Raw genomic sequence first — 26,853 nt, forward strand, 5'->3', positions numbered from 1 at the left:
GGAGACAGGATGAATCTTCGGGGAGATATCATCCTGTCTTTTACTATCCTCTTCCATATAATAATGTAAGTTCTTTTAATTCCTCGGCAAGGGCAGGGCTTAAAGCGTCCTTTTTAAAGCGCCAGCTCCAATTGTCAGAAGCCGTGCCAGGAATGTTCATGCGGGCCGTCGAGCCATAGCCCAGCAGATCCTGCAGCGGAAAGATACTGTAGCGGGCAATGCTCCCAAGGCAGGTACGGATCAGGCAGCGGCCAATCTGCGACGCGTCCTTGCAGCAGGTATAGCGTCGCACCTTTTCCTGACAGTCGGCCGGAAGATGCTGGTACCAGCCGGAAGTGGTGTCGTTGTCGTGGGTACCTGTGTAGCAGACGCAGTCCGGCGAAGTAAACTGATGCGGAAGATAGCTGCTCTCTAAAGTGGAATCAAAAGCGAACTGAAGCACCTTCATTCCCGGGAAATGGAAATGTTCTCGCAGCGCATTGACCTCATCGGTGATGATGCCCAGATCTTCGGCGATAATAGGAAGATCGTCTCCCAGGGCATTCTGGATGGCATTAAAGAGTTCATAGCCAGGAGCCTGCACCCATTGCCCGTTGATGGCAGTCTTCTCCCCGTATTCCACCGACCAGTAGGCCTCAAACCCGCGGAAATGATCGATCCGGAGGATATCAAGGACATCCAGCTGGTGCCGGATTCTGGAGATCCACCAGGTAAAGCCTTCTTCCTTATGGGCATCCCAGGCATACAGCGGATTACCCCACAGCTGTCCGGTGGCAGAGAAGTAATCCGGCGGGACCCCGGCCACCTTGAGGGGATAGCCGTCAGAATCCAGCTGGAAGAGATGCTGGCTGGCCCATACGTCTGCGCTGTCCATGGAAACAAATATGGGAATATCCCCGATAATCCGGATATCCTTTTGATTGGCATATTCTTTCAGGCGCATCCATTCATCAAAGAACAAGAACTGCGTAAATTGGTAGAAGCCAATGGCCTGTGACAGGCGGCTTCGAAGCTGCTCTTTTCTGTCTTCCGTGGGGGTGCGGTATTGCTCATCCCATTCCAGCCAGCTGCGCCCTTCATTTCGTTCCTTGCATGCCATGAACAGAGCATAGTCATTAAGCCAGTAGCCTTGTTCCTGGACGAACCTGTAAAAGCCTTCCTTCAGTTTCTGATTATCATAGCCATCTCTGAGGAATTCCTGATATGCTGCTTCCAGGATATGCTGCTTCCAGGGGATCAGTGTTCCATAGTCTACGCGCTCGTCATCGGAAGCAGGGCAGTCCTCCAGATCCTTATCTCCTACAAGTCCCAGACGCTTTAAGACGGAAGGGCTGATCAAGAGGGGCTGTCCGGCAAAGGCAGAAAAACTCTGGTAAGGCGAGTCTCCATATCCGGTGTGCGTAAGCGGCAGGATCTGCCAGAGATGCTGGCCTGCCGCTGCAAGAAAGTCTACGAATTCGTAGGCAGCCTCTCCAAGATCCCCAATCCCATAGGGCGATGGCAGCGAAGTCGGATGCAGCAGGATGCCGGAGAGTCTTTTTTTATCTTTCATGAGTTTCCTCCTTCTATACTATTTTCATACGAATAGACCTCATTATACTACAAATTTGGTATTTTTCCTAGCATTGCTGTGTATGATGTTAAAGAGAATATGCTCTTATGAGGGATTCTATGAAGAAACGATGGGGAATACTGCTGCTGGCCTTTTGTCTTCTTGGCCTGACGGCGTGCGCCGCAGGAAAGCTGGACACGGAGAAGATACGGGATATTGAATTTACGGTTCTTTCCAAAGAGGAGGTGCCGGAGGAATTCATGACACAGATAGAAGAAGAAAAGAGCGGTCAGATGAAGCTAAACTATGGGGATAAAGGATACCTGTACATAGCCAGAGGATACGGAACCAAGAAGACCACCGGCTATAGCGTGGAAGTTTCCCAATGCTATGAGACCGGGAATTCAGTCGTCCTAAAGACCGGCCTTCAAGGGCCCGGAAAAAAAGAGGAGATTCTTAAGAAGAAGACCTATCCTTACGTGGTAATAAAGATGGAGTATACAGATAAACAAGTAGTATTTAAGTAGGAGGCGCAGATATGGAATATGTAACAAAGCAGATGCAGACTTACAGGACTGGCAAGACCATCACGGACCAGTTCTACATTGATGACGATTATAATGTACCGGACGCGAAAAGCGATGTGAAGAGAGTCATACTTGGCGAGGGAACGCTGGCGGTTGAGGATATGAAGATTGTGGAAAATTATATCCGAGTGGCCGGCAAGCTGAACTTTAAGGTGCTTTATGTGACGGATGAGGGGGAGACACGCCTGTCCTGCCTGGAGGGACGGATTCCATTTGAAGAGATGATCTATCTGGAGCAAGATCCAGTGGGGGATCTGTTCATCCAGTCCTCAAGCGTAGATCTGACCGTCACGGCCATTCATTCCAGAAAATTAAATCTTAAGACCCTGGCTGAGATATCCATCTGCTCCGAAGGACGCAAGGAAGCGGAGATCACTACGGACATTGACAGTGATACGCCCCTTTATAAGCGGCATGAGAGCAAGGAACTGCTTCGGGTATTCACCACGAAAAAGGATACATACCGCATTAAGGAAGAGGTGTCCATCGGCGGAACGAAGGAGAATATCGGCACGCTTCTGTGGACGGAGGTCAATAGCAGGAAACTGGATACGAGGCTTGAGGCGGACGAACTGAAACTTCAGGGCGAACTGCTGCTTTTCTGTTTCTATGAGTCTCTGGATGGCAAGACGGACTGGATTGAACAGACAATTCCATATGAAGGACGTATAGAATGCTATGGAGTACAGGATAATATGTATCACCAGATATATCCGGAACTTACGGATGTGAACATCGACGTGCGGATGGATGAGGATGGAGAAATGCGCCTGATCGGAGTTGAGGCGACCCTGGAAGTACGGCTGATCATATATGAAGAAGAGCAGGTTGATATCCTGTCGGACATCTATTCCCTGGAGCAGGCGTGCACTCCAAGAGTGACAGAAGAGTGGATGGAGCAGCTCCTGCTGCAGAATCACTCCAAATGCAAGGTGACTGAGCAGCTCTCCCTCCCGGAGATCAAAGATGATATCCTGCAGATCTGCCACAGCAGCGCACGAATTCAGATCGAGCGGACGGAACCGGCAGACAATGGGATTCAGATTGAGGGCGTGCTGCACATCAGCTTCTTGTATGTAAAAGCGGATGATACCATACCTTTTGATACATGGCAGGGAATGATACCATTTTCCTATCTGCTTGAAGGCAACGAGACTTCCGCGGATATGGTCTATGGGCTGACTTCTGCGGTGGAGCAGCTCTCTATAGGACTTCTGGGCAGCGATGAGATTGAGATCAAGGCCGTTCTTGCATTTAACAGTTTCTTGAAGAAGCCAGTTCGGATCATGAACATCGAGGAAGTGGAGTTTGCGCCTATTGATATGGAAGAGGTGGAAAGAAGGCCTGGAATTACCGGCTACATCGTGAGAGAAGGCGACGCGCTGTGGGATCTTGCCAAGAGATACAGCACCACGGTAGAAGGAATCATGGAGGTAAACGGACTGGAAAAAGAGGAGATAAAACCAGGGGATAAGATATTGATTTTTAAGGAGAATATGAGTATACTGTAGGTACACTGTATACAAGATACAAGGAGAAAACATATGGATAAACTGGACTTAAAAGCACTGGGAAAGATAAATCTGGGACTGGATGTATTGGGCAAGAGAGAGAATGGCTACCATGACGTACGAATGGTAATGCAGACAGTGTATCTCTATGACCAGATTCGCATTGAGAAGAGGAAGGAGCCGGGAATCAGCCTGTCCACCAACCTGTTCTACCTGCCGGTCAATGAGAATAATCTGGCTTATCGGGCGGCCAGCCTGCTGATGGAGGAATTCCAGATCAAGGAGGGAGTGAAGATCACCCTGGATAAGCATATTCCAGTGGCTGCCGGGATGGCTGGAGGAAGCTCCAATGCAGCAGCAGTCTTATTTGGAATCAACCGTATGTTTTCGCTTGGACTGTCACAGAAAGACCTGATGGAACGCGCAGTGTCGCTGGGAGCCGATGTGCCTTATTGTATCATGAGGGGAACCGTGCTGGCAGAAGGAATCGGAGAGATCCTGACGCCCCTTCCGGATATGCCCAAATGCCATGTCCTGCTCTCCAAGCCGCCGATCAGCGTTTCTACCAAGTTAGTTTATGAGAAGTTGGATTCTTATGACAGTATTGAACATCCGGACATTGATGGAATCATAAAGGGGCTAAAAGATGGGGATATTAAGAAGGTAGCCGCGAGCATGGGCAATGTGCTGGAAAATGTAACCATAGAGGAACATCCGGTCATCGAAGAGATTAAGAACGTGATGCGCAAGGAAGGCGCGCTAAATGCCATGATGAGCGGAAGCGGCCCCACTGTATTCGGGCTGTTCGAAGACAAGAAGAAGGCCAAGAAGGCCGCTGCCAGGATAAAGGAGTTACAATTAGCGAAGCAGGCGTACGTGACCAGCGTACATAATGCAAGGAGGAAATAAATGATGGAACCGAACTTTAAAGTGAATATGAATGAGTACCTGCCTCTACGGGACGTGGTGTTCAATACGCTTCGCCAGGCGATCCTGCGAGGCGAGCTAAAGCCGGGCGAGAGGCTTATGGAGATCCAGCTTGCCAATAAGCTGGGAGTTAGCCGCACGCCGATCAGGGAGGCCATCCGCAAGCTGGAGTTGGAAGGCCTTGTCCTGATGATTCCAAGAAAAGGGGCCGAGGTGGCTGAGATTACAGAGAAGAGCCTAAGAGACGTCCTGGAAGTGCGAAGAGCGTTGGAAGAACTGTCTGTACAGCTGGCGTGCGAGAAGATCACCAAAGAAGAGATACGCGAGCTGGAACGCGTGGCAAAGGAGTTCCAGCAGGTAGTAAAGAGCAGCGATATTACCGAGATCGCGGAAGTGGACGTTCGTTTCCATGATATTATCTATACAGCGACGGATAACCAGAAGCTGATCCAGCTCCTTAACAACCTGCGTGAGCAGATGTATCGCTACCGGGTAGAGTATCTGAAGCGGGACGGCGTGTTTCCTCAGCTTATTGCCGAGCATGAGGCGATCATCCGTCATATTGAGAATAACGAGAAAGAGAAGGCCACGGAGGTCATGTGCAGGCATATTGACAACCAGGTAGAGGCGGTGATCGACGTGATCCGGGCAAAACATAACTAGCAGCTGAATAAAAGGCCTTTCATATGTCAAGACTCCTAATAACAGTGAAGGAGGTACGTTACATATGGAAGGAAAGAAAAATTATTTGGAAAGATATAGAATCAGACAGATCATCTGTGTTATACTTGGAATCTGCATTGCCCTGGCCGCAACGCTGATTCTTACCGCAAGCCGCATGAAGCAGGTGGACGCGAAGGTCGCGCGTACCCAGGAGTCGCTGGCGAAGGAAGTATTCCGCTTCCATGTGCTGGCCAACAGCGACAGCGACGAGGATCAGGCAGTGAAGCTGAAGGTGCGGGACGCAGTCATTACTTATATGAAGGAAAGCATGGATGAAGAGATAGAAGGAAGTACGGATGCAAAGGATACGAAGGAGTGGGCCAAGGCCCATCTGGAGGAACTGGAGCAGGTAGCCGACCGCGTGATCAAAAAGGAAGGATATTCCTATCAGGCGGAGGCGGAAGTGACCACCTGCTATTTTCCAGATAAGCGTTACGGAGACATCCTGTTTCCGCAAGGAGATTACGAGGCGCTCAGGATTAAGCTTGGAAAGGCCCAAGGCCATAACTGGTGGTGCGTCCTGTATCCCAATCTGTGCTTTACCAATTCAACCTGTGCCGTAGTCAGCGATGATGGGAAAGAAGAACTGAAAGAAGCGCTGACGGCAGAAGAATACGAGATGGTTACCGCTACCTCGGACTTTAAGATAAAATGGTTCTTTTTCGGAGAGGATTCCGAAGAGGATTAGGAGAAACATGGAGGCAGTTTTCATGACTGAATTTTTAGTTAGACATTTTGTTAAGAACCACGAAGACGTTGAAAAGGTGTCTGTCCGCACCGCCTATGGAGTATTGGCGAGCGTGGTGGGCATCTTTTGCAACGTTCTTTTGTTTGTGGTCAAGGGGGCTGTAGGATTCTTCCTGCACAGCGTCTCTGTCATGGCAGATGCGTTCAATAATCTGTCGGACGCCGGCTCTTCCGTCGTAGGGCTTGTGGGGGTAAGGATGGCCAGCAAGCCGGCGGATGAGGAGCATCCTTTTGGCCATGGAAGGATTGAATATATAGCGGCGCTTGTGGTATCCTTTCTGGTACTGCAGGTTGGATTTACATTTTTTAAGGATTCCATCCGCAAGATACAGAACCCGGAAGAGTTAAAATTCCAGGCAGTATCCGTCATCATACTGGTGCTGTCCATTGGCGTGAAACTGTGGATGGGCATGTTTAATAAGAAGCTTGGGAAGAAGATTGATTCCAAAGTGATGATGGCTACGGCTACGGATGCCATGGGAGATGTTGTGACGACGACCGCCACCATCGCGTCCGTTTTATTTTTCAGGATTACGGGAATCAATATTGACGGAATCGTAGGAATCGGCGTATCCCTGGTGGTAATGTGGGCCGGAATCGGCATTGCCAAAGATACTTTGGAGCCGCTGATCGGCGAGGCAGTAGCCCCGGAAGAGTATGTGAGGATCAGCAGATTCGTGGAAAAGTATGAGGGAATCGTGGGGAGCCATGACCTGATCGTGCACAATTACGGGCCAGGAAGGAGCATGGCATCCATCCACGCGGAGGTACCCAATGACGTGGACATCGAAGTGTCCCACGAGATCATAGACCGGATTGAGCGGGATGCGGCCAAGCGCCTGGGAATATTCCTGGTAATACATATGGATCCGGTGGAGACGAAGGACGAGCATGTGCTGGAAGTGCGGCATCAGGTGGAACAGATATTGGATGCAGTGGACTCACGCGTGTCCATCCATGATTTCCGCATGGTGGACGGCAAAGAGCAGATCAATCTGATCTTTGACATGGTGGTGCCCTTTGAGTACAGCACGCAGAAACAGAATGAACTGAAGATGACGCTTCGGAAGCTGCTTCAGATGGCAGATAAAAGATACCAGTGCGTTATCACCATTGAAAGGAGTTATGTAGCAAGTGCAAAGGGATAATCAATATACATTTAAAAGCAGGGTAAGATTCAGCGAGGTAGATCACACCAAACGGATCACGCTTCCAGGAATCGTAAACTACTTCCAGGACTGCAGCACCTTTCAGTCGGAAGGGCTGGGACTGGGAGTCGATCACTTCGCAAAGCATAAAAGGGCGTGGATCCTGTCCGCCTGGCAGGTCGTGATCGACAGATACCCTTTCCTGGGGGAAGAGATCAGCGTCAGCACCTGGGCTACCGAATTCAACGGCCTCTATGGGCTTCGTAACTTCTGTATGGAAGATGAAGGGCAGCAGATGACTGCCTGCGCCAACTCGGTATGGGTCTATATGGATATAGAAAAGGGAAGGCCGGCAAAGCCGGGAGAAGACGAGACGAAGGCATACGGAGAAGGGGAGCCTCTCAAGATGGAGTATGCGCCCAGGAAGATCGCGCTTCCAAAGGATGCAGAGCCTATGGATGCATTTCCGGTAAGGAAATATCATATCGATACCAATGAACATGTCAACAACTGTCAGTATGTGCAGATGGCTTTGGAAGTGCTGAAAGAACGGATGGAAGTACGGCAGCTGCGGGTAGAATACAAGAGATCGGCCGTATATGGGGATGTCATTTATCCCCGGACAGCGTATGAAAAAGACCGGACGGTAGTGGAACTGTGCGATGAAGCAGGAAAGCCCTACGCAGTCGTAGAACTAAAGTAAGGGCAAGGGCTTAAGAAGGAGGAAAGCATGACATTAGAAGAAGGATTAGGAACAAAAAAGACGCTTATGGTGGTAAAAGAGGTGGAATTCGGCGTATACCTGGGGAATAGCCAGGAGAAGGTACTACTGCCGAAAAAACAGGTGCCGGAAGGCGTGGAGGTGGGAGATCCGATCGAAGTATTCCTGTATAAGGATTCTTCGGACAGGCTGATCGCCACCACCAACGAGCCAAAGATCATGCTGGGAGAACTGGCAGTACTTACCGTTGCCGCGACGGGAGGAATTGGCGCATTTCTGGACTGGGGGCTGGAGAAGGATCTGCTGCTTCCCTTCCGGGAGCAGACGGCGCCGCTTAAGAAGGGGGACCAGATCCTGGTAGCCCTATATATCGACAAGTCGCAAAGACTGTGCGCCACCATGAAGGTCTACGAAAGGCTGCGTACGGATTCTCCTTATAAAGTGGATGACCAGGTGGAAGGAATCATCTATGAGTTAAGCGATAATTTCGGCGTATTCGTAGCAGTGGACAATCTCTATTCCGCGTTGATACCTAAGAGGGAAGCCTTTGGGAAGCTTAGAGTGGGAGACAGAGTAAAAGCAAGGGTTGTAAAAGTAAAAGAGGACGGAAAATTAGATCTCAGCGTGAGGGAGAAGGCATTTCTGCAGATGGATGTGGACGCGGACTTGATCATGAAGCGGATGGAAGAATATGGCGGAAGCCTGCCTTTTACCGATAAGGCAGACCCGGAACTGATCAAGAAGGAGTTTGACTTAAGCAAGAACGCGTTCAAGCGCGCAATTGGCCGCCTTTTAAAAGAGGGAAAGATAGAAATTCGTGAAAAAAGCATTGAAATCCTTAACAAATAGTTTATAATAAGGGGCGAAGGATTGAAAATTGGAAAGGAGATTGGTAGAAGATGAAAGTACAGAACATCACAGACGTAGATAAGTTTTTTAAGGTAGTTGACCAGTGCAAAGGCAGGGTCGAGTTAGTAACAGGCGAGGGAGACAGGCTGAACTTAAAGTCCAAACTGTCCCAGTATGTGTCTATGGCGAATATTTTCTCTAATGGAGAGATTCCGGAGTTAGAGATTATTGCATATGAGAAGGAAGATATCGACAAGCTGGTGAACTTTATGATCAATGGCGAGTAACAGGCCTGGGCTTGACGATGATATAAGCAGATAGCAGAAATGATTGCTGCCAATGGAAGAATTAATCCATTGGCAGTTTTTTTGTCTGCTTTTTAAATAATGAATGCTTAAGATTACTCCGGAGACTGGAGGACAGACCAGGTATCTACAGAGGCGGTAATCACTTCATCGATACGTCCCGCGTCCTTTGTCTCAATGATATCTACAATATTCTTGTGTACCTTATAGACAATGCCTCCATGCTGATGCTTATGCGTTGCCGTGATGGATGGCTCCATAAAGTCTATGACGAAATTATAGATCCGTTCCGCCAGCAGGTTGCAGGACGCCTTCCCGAGCAGTCGGTGGAATTCCAGGTCATTTTCCCTTAATTTTTCCGGATACGCGCCGAACTTCATCAACATGCCAAGCTCATCCAGATTATCTTTCAGCGCCCGTCTTTCACGCTGGTTCTCATCGTAATGCTTCAATATTAATTCCAGAATATTAATCTCGAATATATGGCGGAATTCGTAAATGTCGTCAATATTCGGATTCACAGTAAAAAAACTGAACAGAAAGGAATCCAGAATGCTGTTTGCCGGAGTCTCGCATACATAAGTGCCATTGCCGACACGGATATCGATCAGGCCAAAGGCAGAGAGTATTTTCATGGCTTCCCTTACAGAGCCGCGGCTTACCCCCAGGCCTTCGGATATTTCCAGCTCGCTGGGCAGCTTGTCCCCAGGCTTTAGCCGGCGGTCGATCAGCAGCTGCTTAATATTATTGACGACAATGTCAACTGCAGATTCGCGCTTGCTGGCTTTCTCATAGAAGATGGACATGGTTTACCTCCGATGTTTCTATTTTCGATGTATCTATATGTATTAATCTACCATAAACAAAGATAAAACGTCAAATGATTTATTGTAATATTATATTGAAAATATGACAATATTTTGCTTATAATTCGAAAATATATGAAAAATGCTAATTATTTGTCTCGAAAAATGAAAAGTATTGACAGATTATACAAAATGTGATATACATTAAACATCAAATGTTTAATTATATACAATAGAGAACAAAGTAGAAAAGGACTGTTTCAAGGAGGAGAAAAATGAAGAAAAAAATCGTGAGTATTCTACTGTGCCTGACGCTTGTAGCATGCATGGCAGCAGGATGCGGAGAAAAGAAGGCAGAAGATGGCGGCAAAAGCGAGGCAAAAAGCAGTGAGTCCAAGTCGGATGGAGATGCCGTGGTCAAAAAAGGAGATTATGTAATCGGCCTTTCAAATTCATACTTTGGCAATACCTGGAGAAAGCAGATGGTAGAAGCATTTACCAATTCAGCCGAGGAAGCCAAAAAAGCAGGATATATCTCTGACTATGAGATCCAGAATGGGGATAATACGGTGAATTCCCAGATTGCCCAGATTAACAGCTTTATATTAGAAGGCGTGGATGCCATCTGCATATGCGCGGCATCGCCAACGGCGCTTAACAGTACGATCCAGAAGGCTTTGGACGCTGGTATTACAGTCGTTGCCTTCGACTCTATCGTAGACTTGGATGGCGTATATACAATGGACTATCCTTGGGAGCAGATCGGCAAGGACAGCGTGAATTATGTTGGAGAGCAGCTGGATGGCAAAGGAAACGTGGTAGTCGTAAGGGGCGTCTCAGGCGCTGCTCCTGACCAGGGAATATATGCCGGCATCACAGAGGCGATGAAAGACTATCCTGATCTAAAGATCGTGCAGGAAGTGATTGGCGAGGCCAGTGCAACAAAGACCCAGGAAGAACTGACAAAGGTCATGGCTTCTCTTCCTGACGTGGATGCAGTAATTACCCACTGCGGCGGCGATGCCATCGGCGCGGTAAATGCATTTGACCAGTCCGGCAAAGATATGCCTATCATTATTGGAGATAACACGGCGGAATATATTAACTGGTGGCTTGAGCAGGACGGATATGAGACTCTCAGCCAGGGCTCCACGCCAGGCTGCGGCGCGGCTGCGTTCTGGACCGCGCTGGATATCCTCAACGGATATGATGTACCGGAAGAGATGATGTTAAGCGTACCACATATAACCAAAGACAATGTAGGCGAATATAAAGGAATGAAGGCCGGAACCTTCGTATCACCTGACTTTACAAACGAATACGTAATCGAGAATATCATTGACGCATCTAAATAGAAGGACGGTGAACGACTTGAGGGAAATCTTTCTTGAAGGAAAAGACCTGTTGAAGGTGTATGGCCCTACAACAGCCGTTAATCATCTGGACATCAATGTCTACCAGGGCGAGGTTCTAGCCCTGGTAGGCGGAAATGGTGCCGGAAAGAGCACGCTGACAAAGATACTATCGGGAGTCATTAGCAGCGACTCCGGAAGCATTAAGATTCTTGGAGAAGAGATCAATCTGAATAAATACACGCCTGCCACAGCACGTTCAAAGGGAATCCGGGTGGTGCATCAGGAACTGTCCTTATGCAAGAATCTGACAGTATACGAAAATTTCTATATTGAGCAGTATCAAAGATTTCAAAAAGGGAACCCAAAGTGGAGAGATGAAGCGAGAGAAATGGCCAGGCAGGCGCTTGACCGGGTGTTCCCGGATCACGGAATTGATGTAGGGGCAGGACTTGCGACTTTAAGCATTGCCCAGCAGCAGATGGTGGAGATCGCAAGGGCAACCAGCGATCCGGATGTCAAGATGATGGTGCTGGATGAGCCGACTTCATCTCTTCCGGCAAGACAGACGGAACAGCTGCAGGATTACATCAAGAAGAGCGCCAGGGAACAGAAGATTGCCTATATCTACATATCCCACAGATTGAAAGAGATCATGTTTCTGGCTGACTATATATACATTATGCAGAATGGGGCCCAGAAGTATCAGTGCCCCATAGGTGAGACGGATGAAGACGATATTGTGGAGCGTATGGGGGATGGAGCGGTTGAGAAGAAGGCAGGGATATTTCTGGCTCCTGAACTGAACAAGAATACCAGGGTGAGTTTTCACGATTATTCTTCCAAGCATTTAAAGAATGTGACAAAGGAAATGTACGGCGGAGAGATCGTTGCTATTACCGGATTAGAAGGCAATGGGCAGCTGGAGCTGATCCAGGAGATCTTTTACCAGGCAAAGAAGAAAAGGCCCGGGCTTCAGATCAGTGGAAAAGTAGCTTATGTTGCCGGAGACAGGAAGAAGGAAGGCATCTTCCCGCTGGGATCGATCAAAGACAATATGATTGTCTCCAAGATCGCGGATTCTGCGCTGTTTAAGCCCATATCCATGGGAAATGTAGATCAGGCGGTCACGCACTGGAACCAGAGGCTAAAGACAAAATGCGCGTCTACCGATGACCTTATCACGATGCTGAGCGGGGGCAACCAGCAGAAGGTGCTGATTGGCCGGGCGCTGGCTGTAGATGCGGATATTATTTTGCTGGATGATCCGACCCGGGGCGTAGATATCGGGACGAAGCTGGAATTGTACGAAGTATTCCGGGAGGCAGCCAAGGCGGGAAAACTAGTCATCTGGAAGACCTCGGATGACGCGGAACTGGAATATTGCACCCGCCTGCTGGTTATGAATAATGGGACAATTGCCGGGGAGTTCAGCCATGAAGAATTTGATCATTCTTCCATGCTTAAAGTCGCTTTCCGTAACAATAAGGAGAAGGCGGACAACCTGGAGAAAAGGAAGGCCAAGACACCCAGGCTTTATTTATTTTCACTGATTTCCATGCTTGTCCTGTATATGGTCTGCGGGTTCATGTCTCCTTCTATTTTCTCTAAGTTCGGGGTTGAACTTCTGGCGGTAGGCTTTGCGCCATTCGTGTTTGCGGCCTTGGCCCAGACATTTATCATCGGCCTTGGGCATATCGACTTGGGAGTAGGGGCGTTCATGGGGCTTGTGAATGTCATCTGCGCCACGATTCTGGATCAGAGCACCGGCCTTGGGCTTCTGTGCCTGGCAGGCCTGATTATTGCATACTCCTGCATGGGACTCGTGATATACCTGCGGGATGTGCCGCCAATCATCGTGACCTTGGGCATGTCTTTTGTATGGACGGGAATCGCATATGTGCTGCAGGACGTTCCAGGGGGACATGTTCCGGAATGGATGGTCCATATATTTAACTTCAACAACCCAATTCTGCAGGGCGTGCTGGTATGGCTGGTTCTATTTATCGTAGCAGCGATATTCATATACCGCTCCAGATATGGCACGGCTCTCCGGGGATTTGGAAACAATGAGAATGCAATGCGCAACAGCGGATGGTCTAAGGCGAAGGCATACTGGACCACCTACATGATCGCGGGAACCTTTGCGGCCATGGGGGGAATTGCCCAGTCTGTGATCACGGGCGCATCCGACGTTAATGCATCTGCTACATATACCATGCTGACCGTGGCAGCCGTAATTATCGGGGGCGGCTACTTCTCCGGAGGCGTGGTGACGCATATAGGCGCGGTATTCGGAGGCATCTCCCTTACCATGATCAGCGTGCTTCTGGGCCTTCTGAAGGTCAGCACGGATTATACCGCGACAATCCAGGGGCTTGTCCTGATTATCATATTGTCTTTAAGACTGATTAGAAAGGAGAAGCTGCAGTGATGAAAAAGGTAAAAAAATATATTCGAGAAAATAACTGGCTGTGGGCGGCAGCAGGCGCCTTTCTGCTCTGGCTGATCATGGGGCTTACGTCCGGCAGGCTGAATGTGGAGAGTTTCCTTTCCAATGCGTATATCGCCTCTTTTCTGGTCATCTTGTCTTTTGGACAGATGCTGGTAGTGACATCCGGACGAGGCGCCATTGATTTGTCCATCCCGGGCGTACTTACGCTGATGGCTTTTATATCCATGAGCATTATGGACGGGGAGGATAAGAATGTCCTTCCGGCAATTCTGGCAGTGATCGCGGTGGCCGCGGTGATCGGAATCCTGAACGGGCTTATGGTAATCTATCTCCAGATACCGGCAATCATCGCCACCATGGCAATGAACTATATCCTGACCACGGCAGCCCTCCTGATCAATAAGAACTTTTCCGTGTTCGGGACAGCGCCGATGCTGGATAAGCTGATCAAGGCAAGGATATTTGGCGTACAGCTGATCATCTTTCTTGTGATACTATTGGCGGTATTGTTCTGGTTCCTTCTTAATCGTACCTCTTATGGCAAGTCGCTGGTGACCATCGGGCAGAATAGAGAAGCGGCAGGACTTGCGGGAATCAAGGTGAATAAGGTGGAAATACTTACCTATGTATTCAGCAGCGTTCTGGCTGCCATAGGTGGCGTGCTGATCGCGGCCAGGGTGGGAAACGCGATCCTGGGAATGGGGGATGACTATACCTTAGAGACCGTAGCGAGCATCGTCGTAGGCGGCACACTAATATCCGGAGGAAAGGCCAATGTCCCAGGCACGCTGGCAGGCTGCCTTTTCCTCGGGCTGATCGTGACGGCAATGCAGATCATGGGCTTTTCAGTGGGAGCGCAGAATATAGCCAAAGGCGCGCTGATTATCGTGGTGCTTCTGCTGGGAGCCGGCAGCAAAGAAACAGGAGGCAAGTAATGATTATTGATGTTCACGGGCATCTCGGAGAAGATGTCGTATTTGACGAGCAGCAGACAGAAGAACAGCTGCTGGACGCGTATAAGAAGAACGGCGTAGATGGAGCAATCATACAGCCATATCTGCCCAGAATCTATATGGAAGACCATGTACGGATCCATGACAGAATCTATGAGATGACAAAATGCAAAGAGAAAAGGTTCTGGGGGATGGCGTCTATCAACCCCCACTTCAGGCCAGAAGAGTATGATAAAGAGGCTGTCCGATGCATTCGGGAACTAAAATTCGTAGGCATCAAGATTACGCCGATCGGTCATGCCTGCCATCCTTCCTCGAAAGACGCCATGCACGTCTGGGAGGTGTGCAGGGAACTGAAAGTTCCGCTTATGATCCATACAGGCGCAGGAATTCCATTTTCTGATCCTATGAGCGTGGAAAAGGCGTTGAGAAGTTTTCCTGATGTTCCATGCATCCTTGCCCATGCAGGTTCGGAGATGCACCATCAGCAGGCAGCGTATCTTGCCGCGAAGTATGAGAATGTGTATCTGGAGCCAAGCTGGGTGGGAGTGATTGGCGTTATGAATATGATCAGGCAGGTAGGCTGTGACAAGATTATGTTCTCGTCTGATAATATATACCAGATTCCAGTGGAACTGGCAAAATACCGCTCTGTCATAAAAGAGGAAGAAGAACTTGAAAAGGTACTGTATAAAAACGCTGCCAGGGTCTATGGGCTAGACGTGGACTAAAGGCAGGAACCAAAAATCCGGCTATCATCCGCTCGGGGGCGTGATAGCCGGATTCTTTTAATCTTGGAGCAAGTCATACCAGATATCAATCGTTTGTTTGATGCATTCCTCGATATCATCATAGGCTTTTGATTCGATGATGTGATAGATCTGAGAGTGTGCCTTGTATACATACTCCCCATTCTGGTGCTTATGGGTATGAGAGATGGATGCACGGAAAGAATCCATGACAAAATAGTATATTCTGGACGCCAGTGCGTTGCAGCTGGCTTCGCCGAGAATATGGTGGAAGTCCATATCATTTTTCAAAATCTTTTCAGGGGCAGCGCCCTCCTGGATCAGTGCGTCCAGTTCCTTGAGATTTTCCCGCAGGGAATTACGCTGTTCCTGGTTTTCGTCATAGTGGTCGATCGCAAGGCGTACGATATCGGTTTCAAATATACGCCGGAATTCATAGAGGCTTGTGAGATCGGGGTTGGTGATGAAGTATGTAAACAGCAGGGAATCCAGCAGCTCGCTGCTGGGCGAATCGCTGACATAGGTTCCGTTTCCGACGCGTATATCAATCAGCCCAAAAGCCGAGAGGATCTTCATTGCCTCGCGCACAGAGCCGCGGCTTACGCCAAGCCCTTCGGATATCTCCAATTCATTAGGAAGTTTGTCACCCGGGAGCAGCTTCTTATCTGCCAAAAGCTGCTTGATGCTGTTTACGACAATATCTACAGCAGACTCTCTCTTCGTGGCTTTAAATAGATTATCCATATATGTAACTTCCTTTCCGTAATTTTAGGCTAGAGATAGAAAAATAAGGATGTATTGTAAAAAAATAACAGTTTCTGTATTTCATTATAACGGTGCATTAATATAACGTCAAACGATTAATTGCTAATTTGTCTAAAAATGTTGACAAAACAACACTCATATGATATATATTAAACATCAGATGTTTGATGTTGATTCAATCAATGTTAAACAAATGGAGTATATAATTACATTTGATAATCTTGAATACGAGGAGGAATTCTTTATGAATAGGGAAGAACTGAAGGCGACTGCAGACCGTCTCCGTCTGGTGGCGGTTGATATGGTCTACAGAGGAAAGGACGGACATCCGGGACCAGCGCTGTCTATCGCGGATATTGTGGCGACATTATTCTTTGATAAGATGCGCATAGATCCAAAGAATCCCGGATGGGAAGACAGAGACCGCTTCATCCTGTCAAAAGGACATGCATGTCCGATCTATTATGCAGCCCTGTCAGAGAGAGGATATTTCGGAGAGAAGGTAGATGACTTCAGGCTCAGGGAGCTGGGCAGCAAGTTCCAGGGTCATCCGGTAATGAACAAGACGCCGGGAGTCGATATGACATCCGGATCACTGGGAAATGGAATCGCTATCGGAGCAGGGATGGCAATTGCCGGTAAATACAGAAAAAAGGATTACGATGTATTTGTGATTGCCGGAGATGGAGAACTCCAGGAGGGAATCTGCTGGGAAGGAATTAACCTTGCAGCAGCAAAGAAGCTGGATCATATGATTGTATTCGTGGACAAAAATGGATGGCAGAGCGGGGGTTCTGTGGAAGAGACGATAGGATCCAACAATATAGCAGAAAGGTTCGCTGCATTCCAGTGGCACACCCAGGAGATTGACGGCCATGATATTGATGCGATCAGAAAAGCCATTGACAATGCAAGGGCAGAAAAAGGACGGCCAAGCGTTATCGTATGCAACTGCATAAAAGGAAAGGGACTCCCATTTATGGAGAACAACAATGCATGGCACAAAGGTGTTCCTTCAGATGAGCAGTATAAAGAGGCAGTAAGAATCTTAGGAGGTGTTCAGTAATGGCAGAGTTTAAAGGGACGAGAGAAGCATTCGCGCAGGCATTGATAGATCTGGCTGCCGAGAATGACAAGATCATGTTCGTGTCACCGGACTCATTGAAAGCAATGCGTGCCACGGAGTTTGCAAAACTGCATCCGGAACAGTATGTGGAGACGGGAATCTCTGAGCAGGGAGCGGTAGACGCGGCCGCAGGGCTTGCATCAGCAGGACTGGTCCCATTCGTCGGAACCTATGCGGGATTTCTGACCATGAGGGCTTGCGAGCAGATGAGGACCTTTGTCGCATATCCAAATCTGAATGTAAAGTTTGTTGGAATCAACTCCGGCCTGCTGGGAGGAGAAAGAGAGGGCGTGACCCATCAGTTCTACGAGGATCTTGGCATTCTGTCCAATATCCCCAATTATACGATCCTGACGCCGGCGGACGCGGCACAGACCTACCATGCGGTAAAAATGGCGGCTAAGATTGACGGGCCGGTCTATGTACGGGCAGGAAGCGGACGGGAGCCGGATGTCTATGATAAAGAGACGCCTTTTGGCGAGGAAGGAATCCGGATATTGAAAGAATATGGGAATGACGCGCTTCTTCTATCCAGCGGATTCGTGCTTGACCGCGTGCTCCTGGCGGCGGAACTGCTGAAAAGCCAGGGAATCAACGTGACGGTAGGAGATGTAAATATATTATATGGAAAGAACCCTTCCAAGATATTAGAAGCCATAGCAGGAGCCAGGAAGATCGTAACAGTGGAAGACCACAATGTAAATGGCGGGCTGGGGGCCTATATCAGCCGGCTGACAGCGGAAAACGATCCCAAGATCGTTAAGAGGATCGGCCTTTCTACTTTTGGAGAGTCAGGGCCAGCCAAGGAATTGGCAGACGCTTATGGGTTTGCGCCCGAAGATATCGCAAAGACGGTGGCGCAGTTGTAATAACTTGGAACTAGGGAAAAGAGGTAGAAAAGATGAGCAAAATCGTAGTAAGTGTAATTGGAGCAGGCGGAAAGATGGGGGCAAGAACTAGTAATAACCTTGCCAAGAAGCCAGATGAGTTTGAACTGCTTATGGCAGAGGCGTCTGAAGCCGGAATAAAAAGTATCAAAGAGCGGGGATTTGAGCCGGTACCGGTAGAGGTGGCGCTGGCGAAGTCGGATGTAGTGGTATTTGCGGTTCCGGATACGTTGATCGGGAAACTGTCGGCGGAGTATGTTCCTCAGCTGAAGGCAGGAACCGGCTTCATTATTCTGGATCCTGCGGCAGCAGTTGCCAGGGAACTGACATTACGGGATGACTGTACGTTCGCCGTGGCGCATCCTTGTCATCCATCTTATTTTATCGACCAGGATACCTATGAGGCGCGCCAGGACAGGTTCGGCGGCTGCGGCGGCAGGCAGGACATCGTAATGTCCAAGATCCAGGGAGATGACGAGCGCTTTGCGCAGTGCGTGGAAGTGGCGAAGCAGATGTATGCCCCGGTAGAGCATGCATATGTAATGTCATCCGAGCAGATCGCGTTCCTGGAACCAACGCTGGTTGAACTTCTGGGGGCGACGTGCCTGTATGCCATGGCAGAGACGGTAGAGGAGGCTGTGAAAAGGGGAATCCCAAAAGAAGCGGCAGTCTCTTTCCTGACAGGACATATCTATAACCTGTCCGCCAATTTCCTTGGCTACATACCGGGAAATCCTCCGGTGTCTGATGCGTGCAAGGTTGCCATCGGTCTGGGAAACAGGCTGGTAATGCGTGAGGACTGGAAGCAGATTTGGAAGGATGATGTGCTTGACAAGGTGATCGCAACCATGCTTCATCCTGAGAATCCACAGATATAAGGGGGAAAACAATATGAAGATCGTAGTGTTAGATGGCTATACGCTGAATCCGGGAGACTTGGACTGGAAAGGGCTTGAGGAATTCGGGGAATGCAAGATATATGACAGGACTCCGATCCAGGACACCCAGGAAATAATCAGAAGAATCGGGGACGCGCAGGCAGTGTTTACAAATAAGACGCCTCTGCCCAGAGAAGTGTTTGAAACTTGCGGGAATATAGAATTTGTCGGCGTTCTGGCAACGGGATATAATGTGGTGGACATCGAGGCGGCAAAGGAAAGAAATATCCCGGTTTCCAATATTCCTACCTATGGAACTGCTGCAGTGGGACAATTCGCGATCGCGCTTCTGCTGGAGATATGCCATCATATCGGCTATCACAGCAAGGCAGTGCGGGAAGGAAAATGGGCCCGGAATCCGGACTGGTGCTTCTGGGACTATCCTCTGATCGAACTGGATCAAAAAACAATGGGAATTATCGGTTATGGCAGAATCGGGCAGTCTACGGGAAGGATCGCGCAGGCGCTGGGAATGCGCGTGCTGGCATATGATTCCTGCCAGAACCCGGAACTGGTATCCGATACCTGCCGATATGCCGCTTTGGATGAACTGCTGGAATGTTCCGACGTTATCGCGCTGCATTGCCCGCTGTTCCCAGAGACTGAGAAGATTATCAATAAAGATACGATTGCCAAGATGAAGGACGGCGTGATCATCCTGAACAACTCCAGAGGACCGCTGATTGAAGAGCAGGATCTGGCGGACGCGTTGAAGAGCGGAAAAGTAGCGGCAGCCGGACTGGATGTGGTGTCCTCTGAGCCGATCAAAGAGGATAATCCATTGCTTCAGGCGCCAAACTGCCTGATAACGCCGCATATCTCATGGGCTCCGAAAGAATCAAGGCAGAGGCTGATGGATATAGCAGTCGGAAACCTGCGGGCATTCCTTGCAGGAGCGCCAGAGCATGTAGTAAATAAATAGCGTAGTTTTATTCACAATGCCATGATGAATTTAAACTAAAGGCGAATCCCTTCCGGCACAGTCTGCCGGGAGGGATTCGCGTGTAAGAAAAAGGAACTTCCCCAAAACAAGGTTTTTTGGTATAGTATAAAGATACAGGACAGTCAACGATGTTTACAGATAGAAAGTGGGAAGGGATATGAGTTTTGCACATCTTCACGTCCATACAGAGTATAGTCTGCTGGACGGTTCCAACAAAATAAAAGAATGTGTTTCCAGAGTTAAGGAACTGGGAATGGACAGCGTAGCGATCACGGATCATGGCGTCATGTTCGGCGTTATTGATTTTTACAGGGCTGCCAAGGCCGTCGGCATCAAGCCGATCCTGGGCTGCGAGGTCTATGTGGCGCCAGGCTCCAGGTTTGATAAAGAAGCAGTGGGAAGCGGGGACGACAGGTATTACCATCTGGTTCTTCTTGCGGAGAATGATCTGGGCTATCACAATCTGATGAAGATCGTATCCCGGGGATTTACCGAGGGATATTATTATAAGCCTCGTGTGGATATGGAGATCCTGAAGGAGTTCCACGAAGGCATCATTGCCCTCAGCGCCTGCCTCGCGGGAGAGGTGCAGAAGAATATTGTCCGCGGGATGTATGAAGAGGGAAAGGCAGCAGCATTAAGATACCAGGAGATATTCGGGGAAGGAAATTTCTTCCTGGAATTGCAGGACCACGGGATCCAGGAACAAAAACTGGTGAACCAGTCGCTGCTTAGGATGGCAAAGGAGACGCAGATTGGACTGGTGGCCACCAATGACGTCCACTATACTTACGCGGAGGATGAGAAGGCCCATGATATCCTCCTGTGCATCCAGACCGGCAAGAAGGTGGCGGATGAAGACCGCATGCGTTATGAGGGCGGCCAGTACTACATCAAGTCGGAAGAAGAGATGAAAACACTCTTCCCTTATGCCCTGGAGGCTCTTGAGAATACGCAGAAGATTGCGGACCGCTGCAATGTAGAGATCGAATTCGGCGTGACCAAGCTGCCGAAATACGATGTCCCGGAAGGCTATACTTCCTGGGAATATCTGAATAAATTATGCTACGACGGATTAAAGGAGCGTTATCCGGACGGGGAAGAATCCTTAAAGGAGCGGCTGGAGTACGAATTATCCGTAATCAAGTCCATGGGATATGTGGATTATTTCCTGATCGTGTGGGACTTTATCAAATATGCCAGGGACCATGATATCATGGTGGGTCCGGGAAGAGGGTCGGCGGCGGGCAGCATCGTGTCGTATACCCTTGGAATTACCAGTATCGACCCTATCAAGTACCAGCTGCTGTTTGAGCGTTTCCTGAACCCGGAACGCGTATCCATGCCCGATATTGACGTGGACTTCTGCTTCGAGCGCAGGCAGGAGGTCATCGACTATGTAGTGGAGAAATATGGATCCGACCGGGTGGTGCAGATCGTCACCTTTGGTACGATGGCTGCCAGAGGCGTTATAAGGGACGTAGGAAGGGTTATGGACCTGCCTTATGCATTCGTGGACGGTATTGCGAAAATGGTGCCTACAGAGTTGAATATTACGCTTGAGCGGGCATTGACGGTTAACCCGGAATTCAAAAGAATGTACCAGGAGGACGAGCAGGTCAGGGAATTGATTGATATGTCCAAGAGGCTGGAAGGACTTCCCAGGCATACATCCATGCATGCGGCCGGAGTAGTCATCAGCCAGAAGGCGATCGATGAGTATGTGCCCCTGTCTTTGGGATCTGACGGCTCTGTCACCACCCAGTTTACCATGACTACGCTGGAAGAACTGGGGCTGCTTAAGATGGACTTCCTGGGGCTACGGACACTGACCGTGATCCAGGACGCGGTCAAGCTGGCAAGCCACTCCTCTGGCAAAGACATTAATATGGAACAGATCGACTATAATGATAAGGCAGTGCTGGACTCCATAGGAACGGGGCGTACGGATGGCATATTCCAGCTGGAAAGCGGCGGGATGAAGAGTTTCATGAAGGAGCTAAAGCCACAGAACCTGGAGGATATCATTGCCGGCATCTCCTTATACCGTCCGGGCCCGATGGATTTCATACCGCAGTATATCAAGGGAAAGAACCATACGGATAACATCACTTATGACTGCCCTCAGCTTGAGCCGATCCTTGCCCCTACCTATGGCTGCATCGTCTACCAGGAGCAGGTCATGCAGATTGTGCGGGATCTGGCAGGATACACGCTGGGACGAAGCGACCTGCTGCGGCGTGCCATGTCCAAGAAAAAAGGCGATGTCATGAAGAAGGAGCGCCAGAGCTTCGTGTACGGCAATGAGGCCGAGGGGGTTCCCGGCTGCATCGCCAATGGAATTGATGAAAAGACGGCCAATAAGATCTATGATGAGATGATTGATTTCGCCAAATATGCTTTTAATAAATCCCATGCGGCCGCCTATGCGGTGGTATCCTATCAGACGGCATGGCTGAAGTATTACTATCCGGTGGAGTTCATGGCGGCCCTTATGACATCCGTCATTGAAAATCCGGGGAAAGTATCAGAATATATCTATACCTGCCGCCAGATGGGAATTGAGATCCTGCCCCCGGACATTAACAAGGGAGAGGGGAGCTTCTCCGTAGATAACGGCAATATCCGCTATGGACTGGCGGCCATCAAGAGCATCGGCAAGCCGGTCATCCAGGCGATATTGACAGAACGGGAGGCCAGAGGGGAATTCAAGAATATGAAGGATTTCATCGAACGTCTCTCTGGTAAAGAAGTCAACAAGCGTACGATCGAAAGTTTTATCAAGTCAGGCGCATTTGACAGCCTGGGCGGGACCAGGAAGCAGTTTATGGTCATCTACGTGCAGATTCTGGATCAGGTCAACCAGGAAAGAAAATATTCCATGACCGGACAGATGTCTCTGTTCGATATGGTGGATGAGAATCAGAAGGCAGAGTTTGACATTCCACTTCCGGATGTGGGAGAGTACGAGAAGGAAACGAAGCTGGCATTTGAAAAAGAAGTGCTGGGCGTGTATCTTAGCGGCCATCCCATGGAAGAATATGAAGAGAAGTGGCGAAAGAGCATATCCAAGACCACCCTGGATTTCCAGCTGGTAGAAGATACCGGGCACACCAAGGTTTTAGACGGCGCCAGGGAAATTATTGGAGGAATGATCACCGACAAGACCATCAAATATACGAAGAATAATAAAGTAATGGCATTCGTGACCTTGGAAGACATGCTGGGATCGGTCGAAGTGGTGGTGTTTCCAAAGGATTATGAGAAAAATCAGCAGTACCTGAATGAGGACAGCAAAGTATTCATAAAGGGGAGGGTATCCGAGGAAGACGATGCCCCCAGCAAGCTGATCTGCGAGTCGGTGATTCCCTTTGAGCAGACGAAGCGGGAATTATGGCTTCAGTATGGCAGTAAAGAAGAATATCTGGCGGAAGAGGCACAGCTTCTGGAACTGATCAAGGACTCTGACGGACAGGATGCGGTGGTCATCTACTGCCGGAAAGAGAAGGCGGTAAAACGGCTCGGGGCCGGCCGGAGCGTAAGCGCGGATGCCCGTCTGTTAAGCAGATTGACGAATTATCTGGGGGAATCTTGTGTAAAAGTTATAGAAAAACCCATTGAAAACATTCGTTAATTCATGTACAATGTAGCACGAGGATAGTAAGGAATTAAGAAGAACGCTAATACAATGGAGGAATTAAGATGGCAGAGAAAATAATTCGTACGATAGGCGTATTGACAAGCGGCGGGGACGCGCCGGGAATGAATGCGGCAATTCGTGCGGTAGTCAGGACGGCATTAGGAAAAGGACTGAAAGTAAGGGGCATCAGGAGAGGATACCAGGGCCTTTTAAATGAAGAGATTATTGACCTGTCAGCCAGAGATGTATCCGACACCATCCAGCGCGGCGGCACGATTCTTCAGACAGCGCGCTGCGACGAGATGCGCACAGAAGAAGGACAGCAGAAGGCGGCGGCTATCTGTAAGAAATATGGAATTGACGGGCTTGTAGTGATCGGAGGAGACGGTTCCTTTAAGGGCGCCCAGAAACTGGCGAACTTAGGAATCAACACAATCGGCTTGCCGGGGACCATCGATCTTGATATCGCCTGTACAGAATATACGATTGGATTTGACACGGCAGTGAATACGGCAATGGAAGCGATCGACAAGGTACGCGACACTTCTACTTCCCATGAAAGATGCTCTATCATCGAGGTAATGGGTAGAGATGCCGGATATCTGGCACTGTGGTGCGGAATTGCGAACGGCGCGGAGCGTATCCTGATGCCGGAAGAGCATGATTATAACGAAGAGGCGATCGTTGCCGATATCCAGGAATGCCGGAAGCGTGGAAAGAAGAACTATATCATCATCAATGCAGAAGGCATTGGCGATTCCATGAACATGGCGAAGAGAATCGAAGAGGCGACAGGCATGGAGACAAGGGCAACAGTGCTTGGACACATGCAGCGCGGCGGAAGTCCGACCTGCAAGGACAGAGTCTATGCATCCATCATGGGAGCGCTGGCTGTGGATCTGCTTGAACAGGGCAAGACGAACCGCGTGGTTGGATACAAGCACGGAGAATACGTTGATTTTGACATCGACGAGGCGCTGGGCATGCAGAAGGGAATTCCGGCATACCAGTATGAGATCGCAAAGGAACTTGCATTATAGGAACTCTATGAGGAAAAAAGGCATTGGATGAATCAGAATCCAATGCCTTTTTATAATACACAATAGTTATGATTTTATTTGGAAAGAGAGGATACGAAAGGATATCAGAAAGGCCATACGCAAGCAGGCGGGAGATACCGTGAACGTCACGATACAAGAACGCCCATAAATCCCGCTTTGATCCGCTTTGGGGAAATTACTCTTGAAAACAGCAGGGATTGACGTTACAATGAGTATTACGAATGGTTTTAAAGGAGATAATAATTGTGGAGAATAATAGAGAAAATACAGCGCCGGTAGGAGTGTTTGACTCCGGTGTGGGAGGGCTGACGGTAGCGAGGGAAATCATGCGCCAGCTTCCTATGGAGAATGTGGTGTATTTTGGAGATACGGCAAGAGTTCCCTATGGAAGCAAGTCCAGAGATAATATTATCCGGTTCTCCAGGCAGATTATTCGCTTTTTGGAGACGAAGAATGTAAAGGCGATCGTGATTGCCTGCAATACGGCAAGCGCCCTTGCACTCGACACGGTGCAGAAGGAGACGGATGTACCGGTGATCGGAGTGATAGGGCCGGGAGCCAGAGCAGCTGTCAAGGAGACAAGGAACGGCCAGATCGGCGTGGTGGGGACGGAGGCGACCATACAGAGCGAGACTTATACCAAAGTGATACATAGCCTGAATCCGGAGGCATCCGTTATCGGAAAGCCATGCCCGCTCTTCGTGCCGCTCGTGGAAGAGGGGTTTGCAAAGCACAAGATTACGGAAGAGGCCATTGATTTCTATCTGTCGGATATGAAGTCAACGCAGATTGACACGATGATTCTGGGATGTACCCACTATCCACTGCTTCGCTCCAAGATCATGGCTTACTTCGGAGAAGAGATCCATATCGTGAATCCCGCCTATGAGACGGCTATGGACCTGAAGGCTGCGCTGAATGACTGCGGCATTGCCAATCAGTCAGGCATACCTGCGACCTATGAGTTCTATGTAAGCGACGCCGCCCAGAAGTTTACGAAGTTCGCCAATTCCATCCTGCCATATGATGTAGCGGCAACGAAGCAGATTAACATTGAAGAATACTAGGAGAGCCTATGACAAAGGATGTATTACTTAGCATATCCGGCCTGCATTACGACGTGGCCGGAGTAACGGAAGAAGACGAGAATGAACCGATCGAAGTTATTACGCCTGCGGCATATTACTTCAAGAACGGCAAGCATTATGTGATCTATGACGAAGTGGTGGAAGGGATGCCCGGCACGATCAAGAATAAGATCCGCATTGCCGAGGACGGCAAGCTGGAAATTATGAAAAGCGGGCTTGCCAACACCCATATGATCTTTGAAAAAGGCAAGATCAATATGACGGAGTATGAGACGCCGTATGGAGAACTTCTGGTGGGGATCCATACAAAAGAAATGACGGTAAAGTCGGAGGAAAAAATCATAGATGTCCATGTGAATTATGAATTGGACGTCAATGGAGAGATGGTGGCAGACTGCAACATCGAGATGAATATAAAAGCATTGGACCGGTAAGATCCAATGCTTTTTATGTGGCTTGTCCTTATTTGTTCCTTAATCTTGCGAAGAAGCCTTTCTTCTTCTGAGGAGTCTCTAATGGCCCTCTTAATCCTTTGACCGCAGTAATATAAATACCGCTTACGGTAGCCTTTACTTCCTTCTTGACAGGAATTAACGGGAATACCTGGGCATCGCACATCAATGTCATTACCTTTGGCCCTACCTTGGCTTTTACTACAGGAACCTTAGAGCGGCGCAGATACTTCGGCGTCCCTTCTACGACAATGCTTGGGAACCCGGCTTCTTTAAGCCTCATCTTGCCTTTATCAATGATAAGCATGGACACGGTCTGTGCGACGGCAGCCAGCTGCTCCTGCTGTTCGGCCTGCTTTTTTTCTGCTCTTTTTCCTAAGAAATACAATACGATGCAAGCAATGATTAAAACGACTAAAATAACAAGCAATACAATCGTTAACGTCTTCACGGCGAACCTCCTAAAAATCTATTTTACACGAACTACATTGTACCATTCTTTGAACGCAAGTGCAAGAGATTTGAGATTTTGGGGTTACTTTTCCGGCAAGAAACGGTATAATAGATA

Annotated in this window: 25 protein-coding genes; 21 read left to right on the forward strand and 4 right to left on the reverse strand. The window is 49.0% G+C overall.

Features of this window, described 5'->3' with window-relative positions; genetic code table 11:
* Positions 1–43: 43 nt before the first annotated feature.
* Positions 44–1,552 carry a 4-alpha-glucanotransferase gene (gene malQ / locus K0036_RS01675; protein ID WP_220430571.1) on the reverse strand — a complete coding sequence of 503 codons (1,509 nt, stop codon included), beginning with the start codon at positions 1,550–1,552 and terminating at the stop codon, positions 44–46.
* 119 nt (positions 1,553–1,671) lie between these two features.
* Here malQ and K0036_RS01680 point away from each other — a divergent pair, with 119 nt between their 5' ends.
* The 9 genes from K0036_RS01680 to K0036_RS01720 all read left to right on the forward strand — a co-directional run bounded on the left by K0036_RS01680 (position 1,672) and on the right by K0036_RS01720 (position 9,052).
* Positions 1,672–2,079 carry a protease complex subunit PrcB family protein gene (locus K0036_RS01680; protein ID WP_025645804.1) on the forward strand — a complete coding sequence of 136 codons (408 nt, stop codon included), beginning with the start codon at positions 1,672–1,674 and terminating at the stop codon, positions 2,077–2,079.
* Positions 2,080–2,090: 11 nt separating this feature from the next.
* Complete coding sequence (locus tag K0036_RS01685; RefSeq protein WP_025645802.1) at positions 2,091–3,650, forward strand: DUF3794 and LysM peptidoglycan-binding domain-containing protein; 1,560 nt, start codon at positions 2,091–2,093, stop codon at positions 3,648–3,650.
* Between the two features lie 33 nt (positions 3,651–3,683).
* Entirely contained in the window at positions 3,684–4,559 is an 876-nt protein-coding gene (gene ispE / locus K0036_RS01690) for a 4-(cytidine 5'-diphospho)-2-C-methyl-D-erythritol kinase (RefSeq protein WP_220430572.1), read from the forward strand.
* Positions 4,560–4,562: 3 nt separating this feature from the next.
* Complete coding sequence (locus K0036_RS01695) at positions 4,563–5,240, forward strand: GntR family transcriptional regulator (RefSeq protein WP_025645798.1); 678 nt, start codon at positions 4,563–4,565, stop codon at positions 5,238–5,240.
* A 64-nt stretch (positions 5,241–5,304) separates the two neighbouring features.
* Positions 5,305–5,988, forward strand: coding sequence for a stage II sporulation protein R (gene spoIIR, locus K0036_RS01700; protein WP_025645796.1), 684 nt, complete (start codon positions 5,305–5,307; stop codon positions 5,986–5,988).
* 22 nt (positions 5,989–6,010) lie between these two features.
* Positions 6,011–7,195, forward strand: coding sequence for a cation diffusion facilitator family transporter (locus K0036_RS01705; RefSeq protein WP_025645794.1), 1,185 nt, complete (start codon positions 6,011–6,013; stop codon positions 7,193–7,195).
* Positions 7,182–7,898, forward strand: coding sequence for an acyl-[acyl-carrier-protein] thioesterase (locus K0036_RS01710; RefSeq protein ID WP_220430573.1), 717 nt, complete (start codon positions 7,182–7,184; stop codon positions 7,896–7,898). The genes K0036_RS01705 and K0036_RS01710 overlap by 14 nt, the downstream gene beginning before the upstream one ends.
* A gap of 27 nt (positions 7,899–7,925) precedes the next feature.
* Positions 7,926–8,765: a S1 RNA-binding domain-containing protein gene (locus K0036_RS01715; RefSeq protein WP_220430574.1), complete on the forward strand. Its 840-nt coding sequence runs from the start codon at positions 7,926–7,928 to the stop codon at positions 8,763–8,765.
* Between the two features lie 50 nt (positions 8,766–8,815).
* Positions 8,816–9,052 (forward strand): hypothetical protein, encoded by a 237-nt coding sequence (locus tag K0036_RS01720; RefSeq protein WP_025645788.1) that lies wholly within the window; start codon positions 8,816–8,818, stop codon positions 9,050–9,052.
* Between the two features lie 113 nt (positions 9,053–9,165).
* On the opposite strand, the gene K0036_RS01725 is transcribed toward K0036_RS01720, so the two are convergent.
* Positions 9,166–9,876 carry a FadR/GntR family transcriptional regulator gene (locus tag K0036_RS01725; protein WP_173694235.1) on the reverse strand — a complete coding sequence of 237 codons (711 nt, stop codon included), beginning with the start codon at positions 9,874–9,876 and terminating at the stop codon, positions 9,166–9,168.
* A gap of 275 nt (positions 9,877–10,151) precedes the next feature.
* Between K0036_RS01725 and K0036_RS01730 the strand changes: the two genes are divergently transcribed.
* The 4 genes from K0036_RS01730 to K0036_RS01745 are packed head-to-tail and all read left to right on the forward strand — an operon-like array spanning position 10,152 to position 15,367.
* The gene (locus K0036_RS01730) at positions 10,152–11,231 is read left to right on the forward strand and encodes an ABC transporter substrate-binding protein (protein ID WP_220430575.1); all 1,080 of its coding nucleotides are present in this window, start codon (positions 10,152–10,154) and stop codon (positions 11,229–11,231) included.
* A gap of 7 nt (positions 11,232–11,238) precedes the next feature.
* On the forward strand, positions 11,239–13,662 hold the full coding sequence (locus K0036_RS01735; protein ID WP_227060446.1) for an ATP-binding cassette domain-containing protein: 2,424 nt from the start codon (positions 11,239–11,241) through the stop codon (positions 13,660–13,662).
* Complete coding sequence (locus tag K0036_RS01740) at positions 13,662–14,618, forward strand: ABC transporter permease (RefSeq protein WP_025645786.1); 957 nt, start codon at positions 13,662–13,664, stop codon at positions 14,616–14,618. Before K0036_RS01735 ends, K0036_RS01740 begins: the two co-directional genes overlap by 1 nt.
* The gene (locus K0036_RS01745; protein WP_173694231.1) at positions 14,618–15,367 is read left to right on the forward strand and encodes an amidohydrolase family protein; all 750 of its coding nucleotides are present in this window, start codon (positions 14,618–14,620) and stop codon (positions 15,365–15,367) included. The genes K0036_RS01740 and K0036_RS01745 overlap by 1 nt, the downstream gene beginning before the upstream one ends.
* Before the next feature lie 57 nt (positions 15,368–15,424).
* Here K0036_RS01745 and K0036_RS01750 read toward each other — a convergent pair whose 3' ends face one another.
* The gene (locus K0036_RS01750) at positions 15,425–16,129 is read right to left on the reverse strand and encodes a FadR/GntR family transcriptional regulator (RefSeq protein ID WP_173694230.1); all 705 of its coding nucleotides are present in this window, start codon (positions 16,127–16,129) and stop codon (positions 15,425–15,427) included.
* 265 nt (positions 16,130–16,394) lie between these two features.
* Here K0036_RS01750 and K0036_RS01755 point away from each other — a divergent pair, with 265 nt between their 5' ends.
* From K0036_RS01755 to K0036_RS01790, 8 genes are all read left to right on the forward strand, one after another.
* Complete coding sequence (locus K0036_RS01755; RefSeq protein ID WP_220430577.1) at positions 16,395–17,216, forward strand: transketolase; 822 nt, start codon at positions 16,395–16,397, stop codon at positions 17,214–17,216.
* On the forward strand, positions 17,216–18,145 hold the full coding sequence (locus tag K0036_RS01760; RefSeq protein ID WP_025645779.1) for a transketolase family protein: 930 nt from the start codon (positions 17,216–17,218) through the stop codon (positions 18,143–18,145). The genes K0036_RS01755 and K0036_RS01760 overlap by 1 nt, the downstream gene beginning before the upstream one ends.
* A gap of 32 nt (positions 18,146–18,177) precedes the next feature.
* Positions 18,178–19,041 carry a phosphogluconate dehydrogenase C-terminal domain-containing protein gene (locus tag K0036_RS01765; RefSeq protein WP_220430578.1) on the forward strand — a complete coding sequence of 288 codons (864 nt, stop codon included), beginning with the start codon at positions 18,178–18,180 and terminating at the stop codon, positions 19,039–19,041.
* 13 nt (positions 19,042–19,054) lie between these two features.
* Entirely contained in the window at positions 19,055–20,023 is a 969-nt protein-coding gene (locus K0036_RS01770; RefSeq protein ID WP_220430579.1) for a D-2-hydroxyacid dehydrogenase, read from the forward strand.
* 178 nt (positions 20,024–20,201) lie between these two features.
* Complete coding sequence (locus K0036_RS01775; RefSeq protein WP_220430580.1) at positions 20,202–23,678, forward strand: DNA polymerase III subunit alpha; 3,477 nt, start codon at positions 20,202–20,204, stop codon at positions 23,676–23,678.
* A gap of 68 nt (positions 23,679–23,746) precedes the next feature.
* Positions 23,747–24,724 (forward strand): 6-phosphofructokinase, encoded by a 978-nt coding sequence (gene pfkA, locus K0036_RS01780; RefSeq protein WP_004607845.1) that lies wholly within the window; start codon positions 23,747–23,749, stop codon positions 24,722–24,724.
* Between the two features lie 242 nt (positions 24,725–24,966).
* Positions 24,967–25,812, forward strand: coding sequence for a glutamate racemase (gene murI / locus K0036_RS01785; protein ID WP_044941568.1), 846 nt, complete (start codon positions 24,967–24,969; stop codon positions 25,810–25,812).
* An 8-nt stretch (positions 25,813–25,820) separates the two neighbouring features.
* Positions 25,821–26,267 (forward strand): DUF1934 domain-containing protein, encoded by a 447-nt coding sequence (locus K0036_RS01790; protein WP_025645770.1) that lies wholly within the window; start codon positions 25,821–25,823, stop codon positions 26,265–26,267.
* Between the two features lie 28 nt (positions 26,268–26,295).
* Here the strand turns inward: K0036_RS01790 and K0036_RS01795 are convergent, their stop codons facing one another.
* On the reverse strand, positions 26,296–26,736 hold the full coding sequence (locus tag K0036_RS01795) for a hypothetical protein (protein WP_004607842.1): 441 nt from the start codon (positions 26,734–26,736) through the stop codon (positions 26,296–26,298).
* Between the last annotated feature and the right edge of the window lie 117 nt (positions 26,737–26,853).

Origin of the sequence: [Clostridium] scindens (genome assembly GCF_019597925.1) — a bacterium.
Classification (GTDB): domain Bacteria; phylum Bacillota; class Clostridia; order Lachnospirales; family Lachnospiraceae; genus Clostridium_AP.